The organism is Pseudoalteromonas sp. Of7M-16, assembly GCF_022347805.1.
Classification (GTDB): domain Bacteria; phylum Pseudomonadota; class Gammaproteobacteria; order Enterobacterales; family Alteromonadaceae; genus Pseudoalteromonas; species Pseudoalteromonas luteoviolacea_F.
Genome location: NZ_JAKRFY010000004.1, coordinates 26946 through 43213 on the forward strand (window position 1 = coordinate 26946; position 16268 = coordinate 43213).

At 42.1% G+C, this 16268-nt stretch carries 10 protein-coding genes; 5 read left to right on the forward strand and 5 right to left on the reverse strand.

All coding sequences use genetic code 11. The features are described from left to right. Positions 1 to 13: 13 nt before the first annotated feature. Together MHN81_RS05425 and MHN81_RS05430 are read right to left on the reverse strand one after the other, a co-directional pair. The gene (locus tag MHN81_RS05425; RefSeq protein ID WP_023398185.1) at positions 14 to 649 is read right to left on the reverse strand and encodes a hypothetical protein; all 636 of its coding nucleotides are present in this window, start codon (positions 647 to 649) and stop codon (positions 14 to 16) included. Between the two features lie 109 nt (positions 650 to 758). Beyond that, a complete protein-coding gene (locus MHN81_RS05430; protein WP_239425203.1) occupies positions 759 to 4229 on the reverse strand; it encodes a hypothetical protein in 3471 nt (1156 codons plus the stop codon). A gap of 340 nt (positions 4230 to 4569) precedes the next feature. Here MHN81_RS05430 and MHN81_RS05435 point away from each other — a divergent pair, with 340 nt between their 5' ends. The 4 genes from MHN81_RS05435 to MHN81_RS05450 all read left to right on the forward strand — a co-directional run bounded on the left by MHN81_RS05435 (position 4570) and on the right by MHN81_RS05450 (position 11643). Further along, entirely contained in the window at positions 4570 to 5601 is a 1032-nt protein-coding gene (locus MHN81_RS05435; protein WP_239425204.1) for a S66 peptidase family protein, read from the forward strand. A 307-nt stretch (positions 5602 to 5908) separates the two neighbouring features. After that, on the forward strand, positions 5909 to 6988 hold the full coding sequence (locus tag MHN81_RS05440; RefSeq protein WP_239425205.1) for an efflux RND transporter periplasmic adaptor subunit: 1080 nt from the start codon (positions 5909 to 5911) through the stop codon (positions 6986 to 6988). A gap of 5 nt (positions 6989 to 6993) precedes the next feature. Continuing rightward, positions 6994 to 10116, forward strand: coding sequence for an efflux RND transporter permease subunit (locus MHN81_RS05445; protein WP_239425206.1), 3123 nt, complete (start codon positions 6994 to 6996; stop codon positions 10114 to 10116). 645 nt (positions 10117 to 10761) lie between these two features. Next, positions 10762 to 11643 carry a DUF2306 domain-containing protein gene (locus MHN81_RS05450; RefSeq protein WP_239425207.1) on the forward strand — a complete coding sequence of 294 codons (882 nt, stop codon included), beginning with the start codon at positions 10762 to 10764 and terminating at the stop codon, positions 11641 to 11643. A gap of 92 nt (positions 11644 to 11735) precedes the next feature. Here the strand turns inward: MHN81_RS05450 and MHN81_RS05455 are convergent, their stop codons facing one another. Beyond that, a complete protein-coding gene (locus MHN81_RS05455) occupies positions 11736 to 12398 on the reverse strand; it encodes a chromosome partitioning protein ParA (RefSeq protein WP_155250725.1) in 663 nt (220 codons plus the stop codon). A gap of 220 nt (positions 12399 to 12618) precedes the next feature. Between MHN81_RS05455 and MHN81_RS05460 the strand changes: the two genes are divergently transcribed. After that, positions 12619 to 13515, forward strand: coding sequence for a response regulator (locus MHN81_RS05460; RefSeq protein WP_239425208.1), 897 nt, complete (start codon positions 12619 to 12621; stop codon positions 13513 to 13515). A gap of 34 nt (positions 13516 to 13549) precedes the next feature. Here the strand turns inward: MHN81_RS05460 and MHN81_RS05465 are convergent, their stop codons facing one another. After that, positions 13550 to 14587, reverse strand: coding sequence for a helix-turn-helix transcriptional regulator (locus MHN81_RS05465; protein WP_023398177.1), 1038 nt, complete (start codon positions 14585 to 14587; stop codon positions 13550 to 13552). A gap of 248 nt (positions 14588 to 14835) precedes the next feature. Continuing rightward, positions 14836 to 16224, reverse strand: a complete 1389-nt coding sequence (gene dbpA / locus MHN81_RS05470; RefSeq protein WP_239425209.1) for an ATP-dependent RNA helicase DbpA — start codon at positions 16222 to 16224, stop codon at positions 14836 to 14838. Positions 16225 to 16268 lie beyond the last annotated feature (44 nt).

Genomic DNA, 16268 nt, shown 5'->3' on the forward strand with positions numbered 1-16268 from the left:
GCCGCAATCATATTTATATTTGAGACTGCAAAAAATGGCTGATCACCAGTAGCTTCAACATAGGGTTGTCGCGAGTGTGTTGGTTAAACTGTAGTGCAATATAATGCTCATCTCTCGCGATCGCGCGTTCCAAAAACACATGAATATGTAAATTGTCCGCAAGTTCTAAGTATGCGTGCTTGTTGGTAAAGTGCTGCAAATGCTCTCTGCCGCTTAATGGAAAAGAGGCTATGCAGGCCCCCGACAAAGACAAGCTTTGGATTGGGCAGGTAATTTTTGGATACGTGAGTGCCAACGTAATGGTAGGCGATGGGAAAAACCGCCAGTTTCTTGGGCATTTACCGGTATCAATAATTTCGGGTAACTTGTTGATAAGCGCTAATAGTGTGGTCACTTTTTGATTTTTGGCAGCGTTTTCATCCTCCAAATCACCCTGTAAAACACTTTGAATATTGAGCGCTTTTATTGCTGCGTATTGGTTATGGGCGAGGTATAAAGCAAGCGGCTCAACCAACCACAATTGATAAAGACGCCTTTTGACTTCAGATGCAGGCAAAGACTCATCACTACCTATTAGTTCACCTTCACTGCTTTTGTGACTTTCGACAACTTCATGAAGTAGTTTTAACTCATCCTGTGTCAATTTCATAGTAAACAACCCGACTGCGCAACTATGAAAAATTAAGCAATAAATATACCTTTGTGTATTGATTTTAGTTAGCGCAGCACCAGTGCTGCGCTAACTATGTTTTGTGCCGTTATCTGCGCATACTGCCACTAAACCTTGAATGATGTTCAGGGCTCGTTGAGTCAGTAAAGTCAGTTGGGTGTTCAAGTTTTATCACGTCAACATTCCAACCATCATCGAGCATGCTTGTCGGTGTGATCACATACGCTTCCACATCCAACCCGGCACTTGGCGTGACGGCTTGTAAATGCAATTGCCCAAGGACAATTTTCCACGTAAATGCCCTGTTTTTACCTTGGCTTACAAAGTCCAGCGTTCCGTCGTTTTTAAAGTCGAGATAGCTGGTGGTATCGCCATTAATTAAGGCAAAGCGCTCATAACTAATTTTCATGCTGTCAAAGTAAGGTTGGTCGCTACTCGATTTAGTGCGCACCACAGCACCTAACTCTTCATTGTCTTTCCAGTGGATGACATCAGGGCCTGCCTGATGCATAAAGAATGACACGTCATCAGTATTGAGTTGATTCACTTCAAAAGTTAGCTCGGCCAAGCCAGTATCGGTATTGTATGTATAAGAGCCATAATTGATACCTGGGCCGTCAGAGTTTGCTGGGTCATACTCTGCTTCAAAAAACTTGTTGTCAGGCATAAATACCGACACCCAAATTTTACTGGTGGTAAGTGGATACTCTACGAAACCGCCAACTCTGGGTTCATTTTCGTCAAGCAACCGCTCAAACACAACGGGTGATTCACCAGAGATCTCCAAGGTCATCGTATTGCCTTCGACGCTGGCTTTGTGCGATAAACTGGGGTCATAGCCAAACTCGCCGTTTTGGTCGATGACTAAATCAACAGAGAGATCCTTACTGGTTTCATCCCAGCTGAGTGACCCTATTTCCATGCCGGTAGAGCCGCTTGGATCATTGGTTGTATCTATTTCCATATGTACCCAAACCCCATCTCTGATGATAATGACAAAGTTGGGTGAACTAGGCTGATACCAAGCACCATTTATGGCGTATTGCATGGTCGCTGGCGGTGGGGTTTGATTGTTTCGTGACGCGGTCGAGAAATCAAAATAGAGGTTTCTCACCTCACCTTGCTCGCAAGTGGTGCCTTCAAAGTAACCACACACTTTTAAGTAATCTCTATCAAATGCTTGGATTTCAGTAACACCTACTGAGCCCATTTGGTCGATACGTAATTTGCCATCAGCAATAGAGTAATCAGCAACATCATCGGTACTAAGTAGTACTTTTCGACTAGTGCTACCATTTTCACTCGTTTCAGTGTAAAACCAGTTAGAAAGAACTTGCTGATTTTCAATGAAAAATAAGATGCTGCTGTTCAGCCAGTAATACTCAAACTTATCGAGCGTTGAGGCTGATTTCCTTAACTTCGTAATGTATGAATGTTCCACCTCAGTGCCACTAATAACGGAGTCTTGGCTCCGTACATACCAGATATCGCCGTGTGTGCTGATAACCTCATATTGCATGTGATTATACAATTTACACATATCACTAGTGGCATTTTCAGGGCATTGGCGCACAACGTTGTAACTCGAGTTATATTGGTAATTCATGAAATTTAGCGACCTACCAGATATACTCCAAATGTAGTATCGATCTACCAAGTTTGAATATGACGTGCCATTAATGTAATTATCTCTAAAACCATTCGATGCATAATCTACACCTAAGTATGATCTAAGACGGCCCAATATATCACTTTCAGTTAATGTAACCTCTTGTTCAGGCATCATTAAACCAAAGCGTCTTCTGTATTTTTCTGTTTCTGTTTTATCTGTGGTCGCCCAAAACTGGAATCCAGACTCAATACTTTTGATTAGCCAATAATTGAAGGTTTTTGCAGTAAGTTCATCTGTTGCAGCCAGTGTAATGGCCAATATATTACCAGTGATTGACCAAGTGAATGCTCGACTGGTGTTTGCTCGCATTTGTGCCATACCAGTACCATCTTGATTAAAGGTCACTTTGCTGGCGAAGCCTCCTGATGTTGAGTCGAACAGATCATCGATGTACCAAGTACCACTGAAGTTAGTCGCAACAGGTGTGATAGTCTGGTTTTTCCCTATCATGGAAAGATCTACTGCGCGACTGACATCACTGTTTTGCAAGGTTTCGTTACCTTCGCTGTCAATGGAGTATTCATCGCCAATAAAGGTGATGCTGATGGCTTTTGCAACTGGGCTTTCATCATATACAGTGAACGAGGCGCTTTTGTATTTGTATTGGCAATCGAAAAAGTCGCCATTATTGTTTTTGCATGGGTAGATTATACTCATGGCACCGGGAGAAAAAGTAAGTGAAACAAGGCCCTTGTCATCCTGACTCCAGGTCATATCAGCGCTGGTGTAGTCGGTAAATGTACCGGTATTGTCTTGATTAAATGTGGCTTCAAAAAACCGCAATGTAAAAAAAGTTGATTCCACTAGCCTAGGCGTAAAGGTTTTTGTAGAGCCAATTAAGTAGGCGCCATTAAAGTCTGACTGGCTATTATCAACTAAATCACCATCTTCTTTAATGTCGTTCTTAGTGCTTTCAATTAGTGTCGGGTTTTTATCATTTATGGTGTCTGTTAACTCTGTGACGGCAGTTGGCGAAGACACGAGCTCAAAAGTAGAGTTTACGCCTGAAGGGAGGCTAAATTGGTTATCACCTTCTCCGTCGACCACAATTTTTATCAGTGCGGCGAGTGTGAGCTTTTCATCCGCGTCAATCCCAACCAGTACGTTGTTGAGCGCTGATTCGGTTTCAGGGATGCCGATTTCTCGGGTTATTAATGCATATTCAGAGGTTGTGACGTTAGTGATGTTTACACCGAAGTTTTCATCTTTATTTAAGATTCCATCCTCACCGGCTTGGCTTTCAATCGCCGAAAAACTTGGTAATTGAGTGTAAAACTCGACGTCTGATTGTGTGCTACCGCCCTTGGCCCGGATCCTCACCAAATCATTTACCATAGATTCGTCAACATCGAGCTGATAGGTATAAGTACCAGTGGCATCAGCTGCAAGTTCAAAACTTTGATCTCCTACGTATACCGTTAGTGCCGCGTTGGGGATCGGTTCGTCTGTAACAAGCCCTGTGATGGTTACGGACTTCACAATTCTTGCGACGCTGAGATTGAAGTCAGCGCTCGCCGATGCGTTGTCATCATCGGTAACTGTGACGCGTAAGGTCATTGTGGTGTCTTCGGAAATATCTGGGGTTGTAAAAGTGACAGTATTTGTGTTGGCATTAGATAGCGTTGTTGTTGGTCCTGCAACAATTTGCCATGCAAATGTGCTTACTGTGCCATCGCTGTCAGAGGCTTGTGCTGTGAGCGTAACTTCTTTTTTTTCTTGTGCTGAACTTTCACCACTGATAGTGACTGTAGGTGCGCTATTTTGCGGCGTACTTGGCGTAGAAGGTGTGGAAGGGGAGCTGTCAGAACCACCCCCCCCGCAGCCAGTGATCGATATACCTAACACCCAAGTGAGTATAAGGTGCATCCGTTTACGTGAATAAAACATGTTCTTGTTCCTCCGAAACACACGATACAAACTGTGCAGGTTTTCTGAATCAGTATTGGGTTCAGTAAGCATAGTAAATGGATGAAATTCGTACAGTTGAATTGCTCAAATGAGGAGAAAAAGTTGTCGGTGTTTTGCTCATTTACAAAATTCAGATGAGAAGTTACAGACCCGGCTTGGTTGTCAGGGAGCTGTTAAAATAGCGTTGAAATAGATGCAACGACTGACCCGCCGAAATATCCAATATCAAGTTGCGTATATTCTTAAAACTCAGTATGTTGGCTTTATTAATTAATTTGAGCTAGGTGTTCATTTTTAATAACAAGCAATAGGAATTCAAATGTTGTATCCATCTCCGTTATCTTCAGGCAGCAAAATTGCTGTCACTGCATTTTCGTCGGGTGTTGCTGCACCTTGCCACCCGAGGTTAAATATCGTCTTACAAGACCTGAAAAATCGTGGGTTTGAAGTGCTTGAAGGGCAATGCTTGCGAGAAGATAATTTGCATGTCAGTGCTCCACTTGAAGCGCGGGTAGCGGAGCTTATGGCATTTTTATGCGACGATAGTATCGATGCAATTATGGCTCCTTGGGGTGGTGAAATTGCGATGGATATATTACCCAAGTTAGATTGGCAACGATTGGAAACAGCTAAACCAAAATGGCTTATGGGATTTTCAGATATCAGTACAGTTCTAACCTCAATTAGTTGCAAACTAGGCTGGGCAACTTGCCACTGCACCAACTTAATGCAGTTGGGGCTAAATCAAACAGACGAATTAACAGCTAGAGTGTTCGAGCACTTGGCCACCCCCACTGGAGGTGAATTCAAGCAAACAGCTGCGCAATTTTTTGAACGACGCCACGCAGACTATAGTAAAGAGCCGACAGCTGCTTTTAATCTGTCAGAACCAAGCCAGTGGAAAATATTAAATAATGCGTACCATGATGAAGTTGAATTTACAGGCCGTTTAATCGGTGGGTGCATAGATACGCATATGGTGTTGTATGGCTCTGAATATTTTTTACCCCATAAAAAACTAATAAATAGAGAGGATCCTGTCATATATTATTTTGAGAATGGGGAGCTAACACCGACACAGTATTTTAGGGCATTTCAAAGTTTGAAACTCAAAGGAGCATTTGACAATGCTTCGGGCATTTTAATCGGCCGAAATGCAGCTCAAGTGGCACGTGGAGATGGCTACGATGATTTAATCGCTTTACAGCAATCTCTGGGGGAGCTCGAAATTCCTGTCTTGTATGATGTTGATGTCAGTCATCAATCGCCTAACTTAACCATGGTTAACGGCGCTTTGGCAAATGTTAAATTGAAAAATGGGCTGGGAGAAATTAGCCAAAAGTTGATTTAACCCCATATCAGGTAGGCTTAGTCATCGCCTAACTTCTCTACGCGTTTTTAAATGCAAGTTAGCTATTTTTCAGGTGAAATTAGCTAACCATCTTACGATATTTTGCACCTCTAGAACTCATTTGTTTTCTTTTAGAAACGGAAATTGACATATCGAGGAGCTATATTAGTGGGCGCACTAATATTCCGATGATTGGATAAATTGGAGATTATCATCTGTTAGATTAGTGGGTTTGTCGCAATTTAAGCGTTTGTAAAACGCTTTCATAGTATCTTCTTTAAAAACAATTATCATTTGAGGTGCAAAAATGCGTTGTATTCCTGCGTTTATATCCGCTGTTGCTTTATCCGTTATTGCGGGTTGGTCAACATCAACATGGAGCACGCCAGTAGAAGTTGCGGTTTTTCAAGCCAAGGATCTTCAGTATAAAAATAAACTGACTTTGAGCGGAACCGTTGAAGCGAAACAAAATGCCACACTTGCAAGCTTAGAAGCCGGCGTTGTCAACGAATTGTTGGTGGAAGTAGGTGATGTAGTTAAGCGCGGTCAAGCCCTTTTAAAACTAGATCCGACATTGGCAAAATTGAGATTGGAGCAAAGTGAAGCCTCGGTTGAGTCCGCTGATGTTGCGCTTTTGGAGTCTAAACGCCAACTTGATGAAGTAGAGTCACTGTCTAAAAAGCAATTTGTGGCACCGACTTTACTTGCAGAGCGCCGTGCTGATGTCGCTGCGTCAAAAGCAGCATTAGCAAAAGCAAAAGCTGCTTTAGCAATGGATAAAGAAACGCTAAGAAGACAAACTCTATTTGCGCCTTTTGACGGCGTTGTGATGAAGCGTGATGTCGATTTAGGTGAATGGGTTACAACGCAGACGCATACTTTAACACTGGTTTCTGCAGGCGATTTACGACTCAAAGTCGCGGTACCTCAAGAATATATAAATGCTTTTTCAAACAACAAGATAAATGAATTAGTTATTCAGCCAGATCACGATCAAAGTAAATTAATCGCAGCTAAACTGCAAGCAGTTGTACCGGTCATTAATGAGCAAACTCGTAGCTTTGTTGTTCACGTTGAAGTACCCAAGCAAGAAGCGTTTATTGCGGGTATGTCGGCTCAAGCGCAATTTGAATTGCCCAGTACAGGCACTCAAGCGGTTTGGGTGCCAAAGTCGGCACTTAAATATCATCCAGATGGCGCATTGAGTGTCTTTGTTGCCAATGGAAACTCTGCTACTCGGCATACGGTTAGAGTACTAGAGCAGCGCGGTGAGCAAGTACTTATTTCAGTTGTTTCAGGAGATAGCACAGTACTGAGCGCACCAATTATTATGACTGCTGTTCAACTGTTAAAAAATGGCAGTGAGATCACGGTGAATAAGGACTAGCTGATATGATTGAAAGCGCCGTAAAGCGCGGTACCCTAGTTGCCGTTATCTCTTTGATTATCTGTATTTTGGGGCTGGTGACAGCGTTAAAAATTCCAGTACAGATGATCCCCGACCTTGAAGTCAGAACCATAACGGTTCAAACAGGCTGGCCAGGTGCAACCCCGCAAGATGTTGAAAAAGAGATCCTAGTTGAGCAAGAGCGATATCTACGCAGTTTGCCAAACCTCAAACGTATGGTGTCTTATTCTCAAATGGGATCGGCACGGATCCAACTGGAGTTTCCTTTTGGTGTTGATGTCAGTGACGCCTTGATCCGTGTCAACAACGCCCTTAGTCAAGTACCAAGCTACCCAGAAAACGTCGATCAGCCAAGGCTGTATTCGAGCTCTTTTTCCTCCAACGCATTTATGCATTTTGTACTAAAACCACAAACCGGGAACCCGCTTGATTTAGACGTCGATATGCTCAGAGATTTTGCCGAAGATTTCGTAAGACCGCGAATGGAGAGTATCCCTGGTGTGTCAGAGGTCGGTGTTGGCGGCGGTGCAGCTAGACAAGTACAAATTAATGTTGATCCGAGTCGCTTGGCTCAACGTGGGTTAAGTGTAACTGATTTAAGAAATGCCATCCGTTCGCGTAATCGAGACGCATCGGCAGGCGATATTGAAAGCGGCCCAAGTCGTTATTTATTGCGTATGGTTGGACGTTTTGAACAGCTGAATGAGCTTGATGATTTGATTATTGCTGAGCGAGATGGGGTGATCACTAAGCTTCGAGATGTTGCCGTTGTGTCGCTAGACCATTTTGAATTACGCGGTATTTCATACTCAGATGGTGAGCGCACCTTAAGGCTGTCAGTACGTCGCGAAAGTGGCTCAAATGTTATTGATATTAAGCAGCAAATGCTGCCAGTGATTGAGCAAATTAATCAAGAGTTGCTAGCACAAAATGGCTTAGAGCTGATCTTAATGAGTGACGATGTTCAATATGTTGAAAGCTCACTTAAAAATGTATGGACTAATTTGGCTTTAGGTGCGTTACTCGCAACCTTGGTGATGTTTTTATTTTTACGCTCCGGGCGTGCCACATTGGTTGGTGTGATCGGCATACCAATTTGTACTGTTGCAGCTTTTCTTGGTTTAACGCTTTTTGACCGCACCATTAATGTTATTTCCCTCGCTGGTGTGGCCTTTGCTATTGGTATGACCGTCGACAATACCATCGTAGTGCTTGAAGCCATAGTGCAAGCTAATAGACGTGGCACGAGTAAACTACACGCTGCAATTAAAGGTGTGAAAGAGGTTTGGCCTGCGGTTTTGGCTTCGACAGCGACAACAGTGTTAGTATTTGCGCCTATCTTATTTGTGCAACAAGAAGCAGGTCAGCTCTACTCCGATATTGCGATAGCCGTATCGTCCGCAATTATTGCCTCTATGCTGGTGGCCATTTTTATTGTACCGACAACATTGGCGAATTTGCCTAATCGTAAAGACGAGATGAAAACAGTCACGCTTTCAAAGCGTTGGCTCGCATTGGTGTCTTTTTGTGTGGCATCAAAAGCCAGAGCAACCGCCATCACTGCAAGTTTTGTGGTAGTAACACTCGGTGCTGCATACGCCCTAATGCCCGCGGCTGAATATTTACCAGAAGGCGAAGAACCTAAAGCGTTTTCAATGATGATTGCGCCGCCAAGTTATAACCTGTCAGAAATGAAAGAAATAGGTGATGAACTGCGCGTTTACTTTAATGGCCATATTAATGCATCCAGTGAGGCATTTGATAAGGGCGAGACAGATATGCCGCCACTGGCTTACTACTCGATGTCAGTATCAATAGGCCGTATTTGGTTCTTAAGTGCACCGACTGATCCAGACAATATTCAGGCTATGATGGATGCAATTACAGCTAAGTTTAGAAGTTATGAAAACATGCGTGCTTTCTCTGCTAGGGGCTCAATTATTTCAAGTAATGATGGTGGCACCCGCGCAGTCGCGGTAGATATTGCAGGGAGCAACTTAACGGATTTGTATCGCGCAGCTGAAGCAGTATACGAGCAAGCTCAAGTAACATTTGAAAATCCGCAAATTAACTCAGATCCTCGGGCACTTAGCCTAGATCAACCGCTTATAGAAATTAAACCCAAATGGCAAAGGCTCGCAGAGCTTGGGATCAGTCCAAATGAATTTGGTTATACAATTTCGTCACTGAGTGACGGCGCGTATGTTGATGAGTTTATTTTGAACGATGACAAAATAGATATGTTTATTTTCAGTCATCAAAAAGAAAAACAAACCATTGAGCAATTGGCTACTTCACCCATTGTCACGCCATCTGGAGATGTATTGCCACTGAGTGCATTAGCTGACTTAGTGGAAAGTAAAAACAGTGATAGCTTACGCCGTGTTGATGGCAAACGAACGGTGACTGTATATATCATCCCACCTCGAGATGTGGCGTTGGAAACCGCCGAAGAGATTGTGCGTACCGAGTTACTACCGACACTTTGGCAACAGGGAAAAATTGCGCAAGGGACTAAGGTTTCTATCAGTGGCGCAGCCGATCAATTGGAAGCGACACAAGCCTCGTTGTCGAGCAACTTTATTGTGGCCTTAGTGCTGAGTTACTTATTGTTAGTGGCGATATTTACGCATTGGAGTTACCCATTGTTTATTCTTGCCACTGTACCATTGGGTATGGCTGGAGGCTTACTGGGACTAATTTCCGTAAATGGCGTTAATGTATTGCTGGCAAACTTTGGAATGACACCATTCCACCAACCCTTTGATATGATCACCATGTTGGGCTTCCTGATTTTATTGGGGACTGTGGTTAATAACCCTATTTTGATAGTAGACCAAACACGAAAGTTGATTGTAGATCAGGGCATGGAAGTTGTTGCAGCAGTCAAACAGGCGGTTGCAACGCGACTTAAGCCGATATTAATGTCGACGGCGACCACATTATTTGGTCTTGCACCTTTGGTGTTTATACCAGGAGACGGCACAGAGCTATACCGAGGTGTTGGTATTATCGTATTGTGCGGCATAGTGTTCTCGATGTTGCTCAGCCTGACATTTTTACCGGCGCTGTTGGTCAGTGTGCTGAGTAACAAACGGGCGCGATAAACAATGAAAAAGGAGCTACGGCTCCTTTTTTATGAACAATTGAAAATTAAGATAGTTCAGTTATCTGAGTATGACTCTTAAGCGCGGCCGTGTGCTATGAATATGCACTTTACAGCGCAGCGCGAAGCTGTCTCCTTACATAGGAGCTTCGGCTTTAGCAGGCCGGTTATTGAATCTTGATATGGTATCTCAACACTGCGCTTTATTGTTTCTTGTTAAATTAGCCCAAGTTATCTGAAGTAGTTACTAACTAAACATCTTTTCCCGAAAATCTAAGCACCTCTTGTAGCACGGCAAACAAGGTGTTTGGAAAATAATGCATACTTATTGGCGAGACTTGATTGGCTCCGTTTCCATTAGTCAATTTCGTGCCTTGCCCTAATTACAAAACGTCACTTGTGATTCCAATCTTGTTGTACTTTTTAAGGCTTTTGGTGATTAATTTTGGCGGTTAAAAAGTTTTAATTGAGTATAGTCATCGTATAACTCTCTATTTTTAGATTTTTATCTATTTGTTTTTAAAGCTTATAATTTTATAAGTTTGTTGTTTTTCTACAAAAACGTATCAATCGGCCCATTCGGGCGCACTCGTACCTTAACCACTGCAAAATAGCCCTCAATTCCAACGTTATGAGGGCAAACACAATGGAAAACACATCATTAAATATGTCGCACGGTGCGTCGCAATCGCCGATAGCGCAAGGTAATAAAGCAAGCTCAAAATGGGCTAGTAAATGGTTAAAATACTCAACGACCTTTTGGTTTCTGGCTGTGTTGGCGGGCCAATGGTTTTTCTTTTACTACATTATCGCGTTCTATGGGTTTTCAGTCATCAACAACAATATGGAGATTTGGAACGTCTGGGAAGTGTTTGGTAAAACGCCTTACAAAGCAGGAGATTTTGCCGGTAACGCAGCTTTTGCAGCACACGCAATTGGGGCTGGGGTTGTGGCGTTTGGTGGGGCATTGCAATTGATGCCGCAAATGCGTCGCTACTTTCCTAAATTTCACAAAATAAATGGATATCTATATTTGTTAACCGTGTTTGCTTTATCGATATCTGGGTTCTATTTGGTATGGATCCGAGATCAACACCCGATCACGCTTGACGGAATTGGCACCAGTATCAATGGTATATTGATCCTCACTTTTACTTATTTTTGCGCTAAAACGGCGATTAGAAAAGATATTCGAAATCATAAAAAGTGGGCAATTCGTTTATTTTTGGTATCAAATGCGCAGTGGATCTTAAGAATAGGTGTCTTTAGCTATTTAATAACTGGCACAACCATGGGTCTTGCTCCCGCGTTTGGCGACCCGTTTTTCCCAATGTGGACTTTTGGTTGCTTTATTGTTCCATTAGCGATGGCTGAATTATATTTCTTTGCCAGTGAGACGCAAAGTCAAAAGGTAAAATGGTTGGCTGCTGGTTGTTTATGTGTGCTGACACTATTGATGTTGGTTGGGATCATGGGCTTCACACCTTTCTTATTAAAAGTAATGTCAGGTGATGCGATCTCTATATAGAGGTAATCATCAATCGTACTTGATGTTACCATAACTAAGTTTAGGCAAGTGCAGGCTTGCCTATTATTTATTTTTTGGGTTCAACACTATGCTTAGTTGTTCATATTGTCGGCTTTCTTAACCGCTTCTAGATAACGACTTTCGATGAATTTATTTTCCTTAGTCAGGTGTTTAATTTTTTGTTTGGCTTGTTGTAGTTCAGCCTCAATGGCCTTGGCGTCAACCCCGTCGCTTTGCTCTGGTAAATCGACGGAAAGTTGGTCAATAAGTTGGTTCTGTTCGGCAATTTGGCGCTCATACTGTTGCACTAGCGCTTGGATCTCAAGTTCATTTGGCGATTCTCCACTGACTTGAACCGATTTCATATCTGTTTTCAATTGAGCGATTTCTTTGTGTAAATTGCTGTTCTCTTGCTTCAAGCTGCCCACTGATTGGGATTGATCTTCCAATTTTGTTTTAGCGTATTTTAGTTTTTTACCACTGATGGTTAAGTCACCTTTAAGGCGCTTGATCAGTTTGTGGGAACGTGAGAGCTTTTTATTGAGCTCATTGATAGAAGCTTGCTCTTCTTTGGTTATATGATCTGCGGTGGAGGCGCGAATTTGTGCAAGCTGCTGCTCTAGATTTGCTTGTACGTGTAAAAGCTCAGAAATGGTTTGTTCATGTTGTTGATTGAACTGCGTGGCGCGCTCCACTGAATCTTTGCATAGTGCGACCACCTCATCAGATCCGGAGTTATTTGAGTTGGCGTTCATAAATACTGCTGCAAATTGTCTAAACTCCCTTAAAATCAATAACAAAACATAAAACCATGCCGCTAAAATTAGCAGACCAAAATTTAAGGCAATGTATTGGTAAACTTCTATCGGCAACATAGCAGCTATTCATCGCTTCATTGATTATCAATAAGATAAGTTTAGTTTTACTGTGAAATTCTGCCTATACTGAATAGGAAAATTTAAATTTGAGGTGAATGTGAAAGTTCTGATAGTTGATGATAGCCATGCGACATGCGAAATTATCAGGCGCGCACTTCAGCAGTTTACGTATCGGAAATTATTTATTTCTTGCGAAAATAGTGTTGATGATGCACTTGAACGCATAGAGTTGTGGCAACCTCATATTATTTTAACCGATTGGCATATGCCAGATAAGTCGGGTATTGAGTTACTTAAGGAAGTTAGGGCAACGTACCCTGAATTGCCTGTGGGCATGGTATCGACCGTTGATGAGGAAGAGCAAATTAACCATGCCAAGTCGATGGGCTGTACATTTTTCCTATCTAAACCTTTTGCTGACAGTGAACTGCGCGGAATTTTGCTGCCAATAGTGCAGGAACTTGAAGTCCGAGAGCTAATGGTAGAACAAGAAGTTCCGCTTCGAGAAGGGCTTGCTTTACCTAAAACGGATTTCTTAGAGCGATTGATGCAAAAAAATATCAATGCGTCATTAACACTAAAACCCATTCGTTCTCAGTCTTTGGATGAAAGTAAATTACCTTGCGTTATGGTCGTATATGCTGAGCGAGGCAGCCAGAAAGTGCGCGTGATCTGTGTGCTTGATGTATATGCCACGTGTGTTCTGGCCAGTAGTGTTGAAGTGATCCCTGAGGGGGAAGCGCAAAAAGCGATTCATTTGAATCAAATAAACGAGCCGATTATGAATGCGTGTAAAGAGGCGTTAGCAAAAACAGCCTACGCATTTTTAGATAATCAAAGCAAAATGAGTTTGTTTGTGAGGAGTTGTAAATGTGTCAATAGCCTTCATCCTAAACTTGAAATGCTCTACAACTATCCGCTAGATAGCCGTATTGATCTTTGTTGTGAACGAGAGGGGATGGCACAAGGTAAAATGCTCATTGTCGGTGTCTGATTTTAATCATGAGTTTATACAGCCTGAGTCATATTTACTTGGTAGGACTTGATTGTTTGGCTTTCTTTCGATATTTAGCCGGAGTGGTATCAGAAAACTTTTTAAATGCTATATAAAATGTTGACTGGTTATTATAGCCACATAATTCAGATACTTGTTTTAAACTTATGTTTGTATCTTTACATAAAAGCTGTTTTGCCAGTGTTACTCGATACTGATTAATATAGGATGTGAAAGACACGCCCAAGTTATCATTTAAAACTTGCGAGAGATGTGGAACAGAAATATTTAATCGATTTGCAACCTGAGACAAACTAAGGTTCGGGCATTTATACAATTCGTCTTCGTTCATCAATTTTTCTAGCCGCGATAATATAGGGGCCGCCAAATCTTGCGGTATTTTTTTACTGGCATATTTTTCCTTTTTTGCATTGAATCTCTTTGATATTAAGGCTTCAAAACTGAGATAAGTAGATAGTAAAAAACATACTATGCCAACAAAAAGGGATGTGTAGGTGCTAAAAATATAAGCTAACCAAAGTGTTGTAGTGCTGCATATGACTACGATGGCAACTCGAGCATTTTGATCTACCACGATATCCAAAGATTTGTTTATTACTGCCGGTGCAATGGTTAGTAAAGATGCAAATAAATAGCCAAACCAGATATATCCAACAGCGGTGGAAATATGTGCACTCCATAACAAGGTATAATAATCATATGGCCAAGTTATTCCAATAATAAGAGCAAGGCTAGTTGGGGGGAGTAGATGAATTCTCCAGTTAATGTTTTTTGACGTTTTCAGTTTGAAAGTTTGTTTTACGTAGGCGAACAGTAAGGGGGCGGCCAAAAAATAGCTTGTTAAGCCCAGTTGAAAGAAGGCTTTACTATGGTCTAGGTAAAAGAAGATAGGTTGGCTCATCCGAATACAAATCATTAAGGCCACACCAGCTAATAACTTATTCACGAGATTGAGGGGTTTTAATCTGAATAAGTAAATGCTCAAAACCAACGAATTGACTGCGCCGATGGCACTTAGAAATAACAAAAAAATGGTGGCATCTAAAACCATGAAACTCTCTACTGCATATTTGTTTTTATTTTATGACTGGGAGTAGTTGGTTTGCAATTGCAAAACTTGCATAAGAAAAGGGGTTGATTTTAATAATTTATTTGTTCAATTTCCTATTTAATATCAGTTTATCCTCGTGTTTTATCATTGATAGATAAACGAGTTTGAGTCGTAAAGACTTATAAATAATAGGGATACGACGCGATCCGGATAATACCACCGCGGCGTATCACTTTAAATACTGAGGGTTATTGAGTCACTTTTCTTGCCCTAAATTGACGACCTTTCATTTTTCCTTCTGAAATAATCTTCAAGGCTTTATTGGCGAGCTTACGCTCAATGGCGACATACGAGGTGATCGCTGTAACTTTAATTTTACCGATTTGAGTGCCTTGTATTGATTTGTCTGCAGTCAAAGCACCTAAGATATCGCCTGGTCTTAATTTGGCTTTTTTCCCACCGTCAATCTGCAACGTAACCATAGGAGCTCGTGCAATTTGATTGCTAAACACATCGTCACTCGGTAGGTTAATCGGATCAATGGTTTGCTCCAAGTAATCTTCCAAAGCGTTAACTTTGTGGGACTCTTTGTAACTCATTAAAGAGCATGCCACTCCTGTATTTCCTGCACGCCCAGTGCGACCGACTCGGTGGACATGCACTTCTGGATCGTGTGCTATATGATAGTTAAGCACCATGTCAACATGATCGACGTCAATACCACGGGCGGCGACATCTGTGGCAACCAAGATAGTCAGGCTTTTGTTTGCAAATCGCACCAGGGTGCGATCTCGGTCTTTTTGTTCTAGATCACCGTGAAGGGCGGCACTGTCAAATCCGATTTGTTTGAGGTTGTCACAAACAGATTGGCATTCAGCCTTAGTATTACAAAAAATGACCGCGGAGCTTGGTTGAAATTGCAGTAATAACTTTTGCGCAGCAGCCAGTCTCGCATCGTTATCTTGTACTTCGTAAAAGTATTGCTCAATTGAGCTGTGATCATGGGTTGCTTCAACGGTGACCTTTTCAGCGTTTTGCATAATATGCTTTGCTAGCTGCTCTATTCGTGGCGGGTAGGTCGCACTAAATAGCAGGTTTTGTCGTTTAGCTGGGCAGTGATCTAGGATGCATTTAATGGCATCTTCGAAACCCATTTCGAGCATTCTATCAGCTTCATCCAATACGAAAGTGTTTACTTCGTCCAGAGATAGTCTGCCTTTGCGTAAATGTTCTTCAATTCTACCTGGAGTGCCAACAACGATATGGGCACCATGTTCCAATGAACCTATTTGAGGGCCCATCGGAGCACCACCGCATAAAGCGAGAACTTTAATGTTATGGATAGCTCTGGCGAGTTTACGAATTTCGACAGCAACTTGATCTGCCAGCTCTCGAGTAGGACATACAACGAGCGCTTGTACACGAAAACGTTTTACGTTGAGGTTATGCAGTAAACCAAGTGAAAACGCAGCAGTTTTACCTGAGCCTGTTTTTCCTTGTCCGATAAGATCTTTACCCGCCAAGATTTTAGGCAGTGTTTGAGCTTGAATTTCCGTCATGGCCGTATAGCCAAGAGAGGTTAGGTTATCTAATAGGGCGTTTGAAAGTGACAAACTAGAAAAAAGAGGCTGAGACAAAACAAGTATCATCTATTTTGAAATAAAGGCAGATTATACCACGC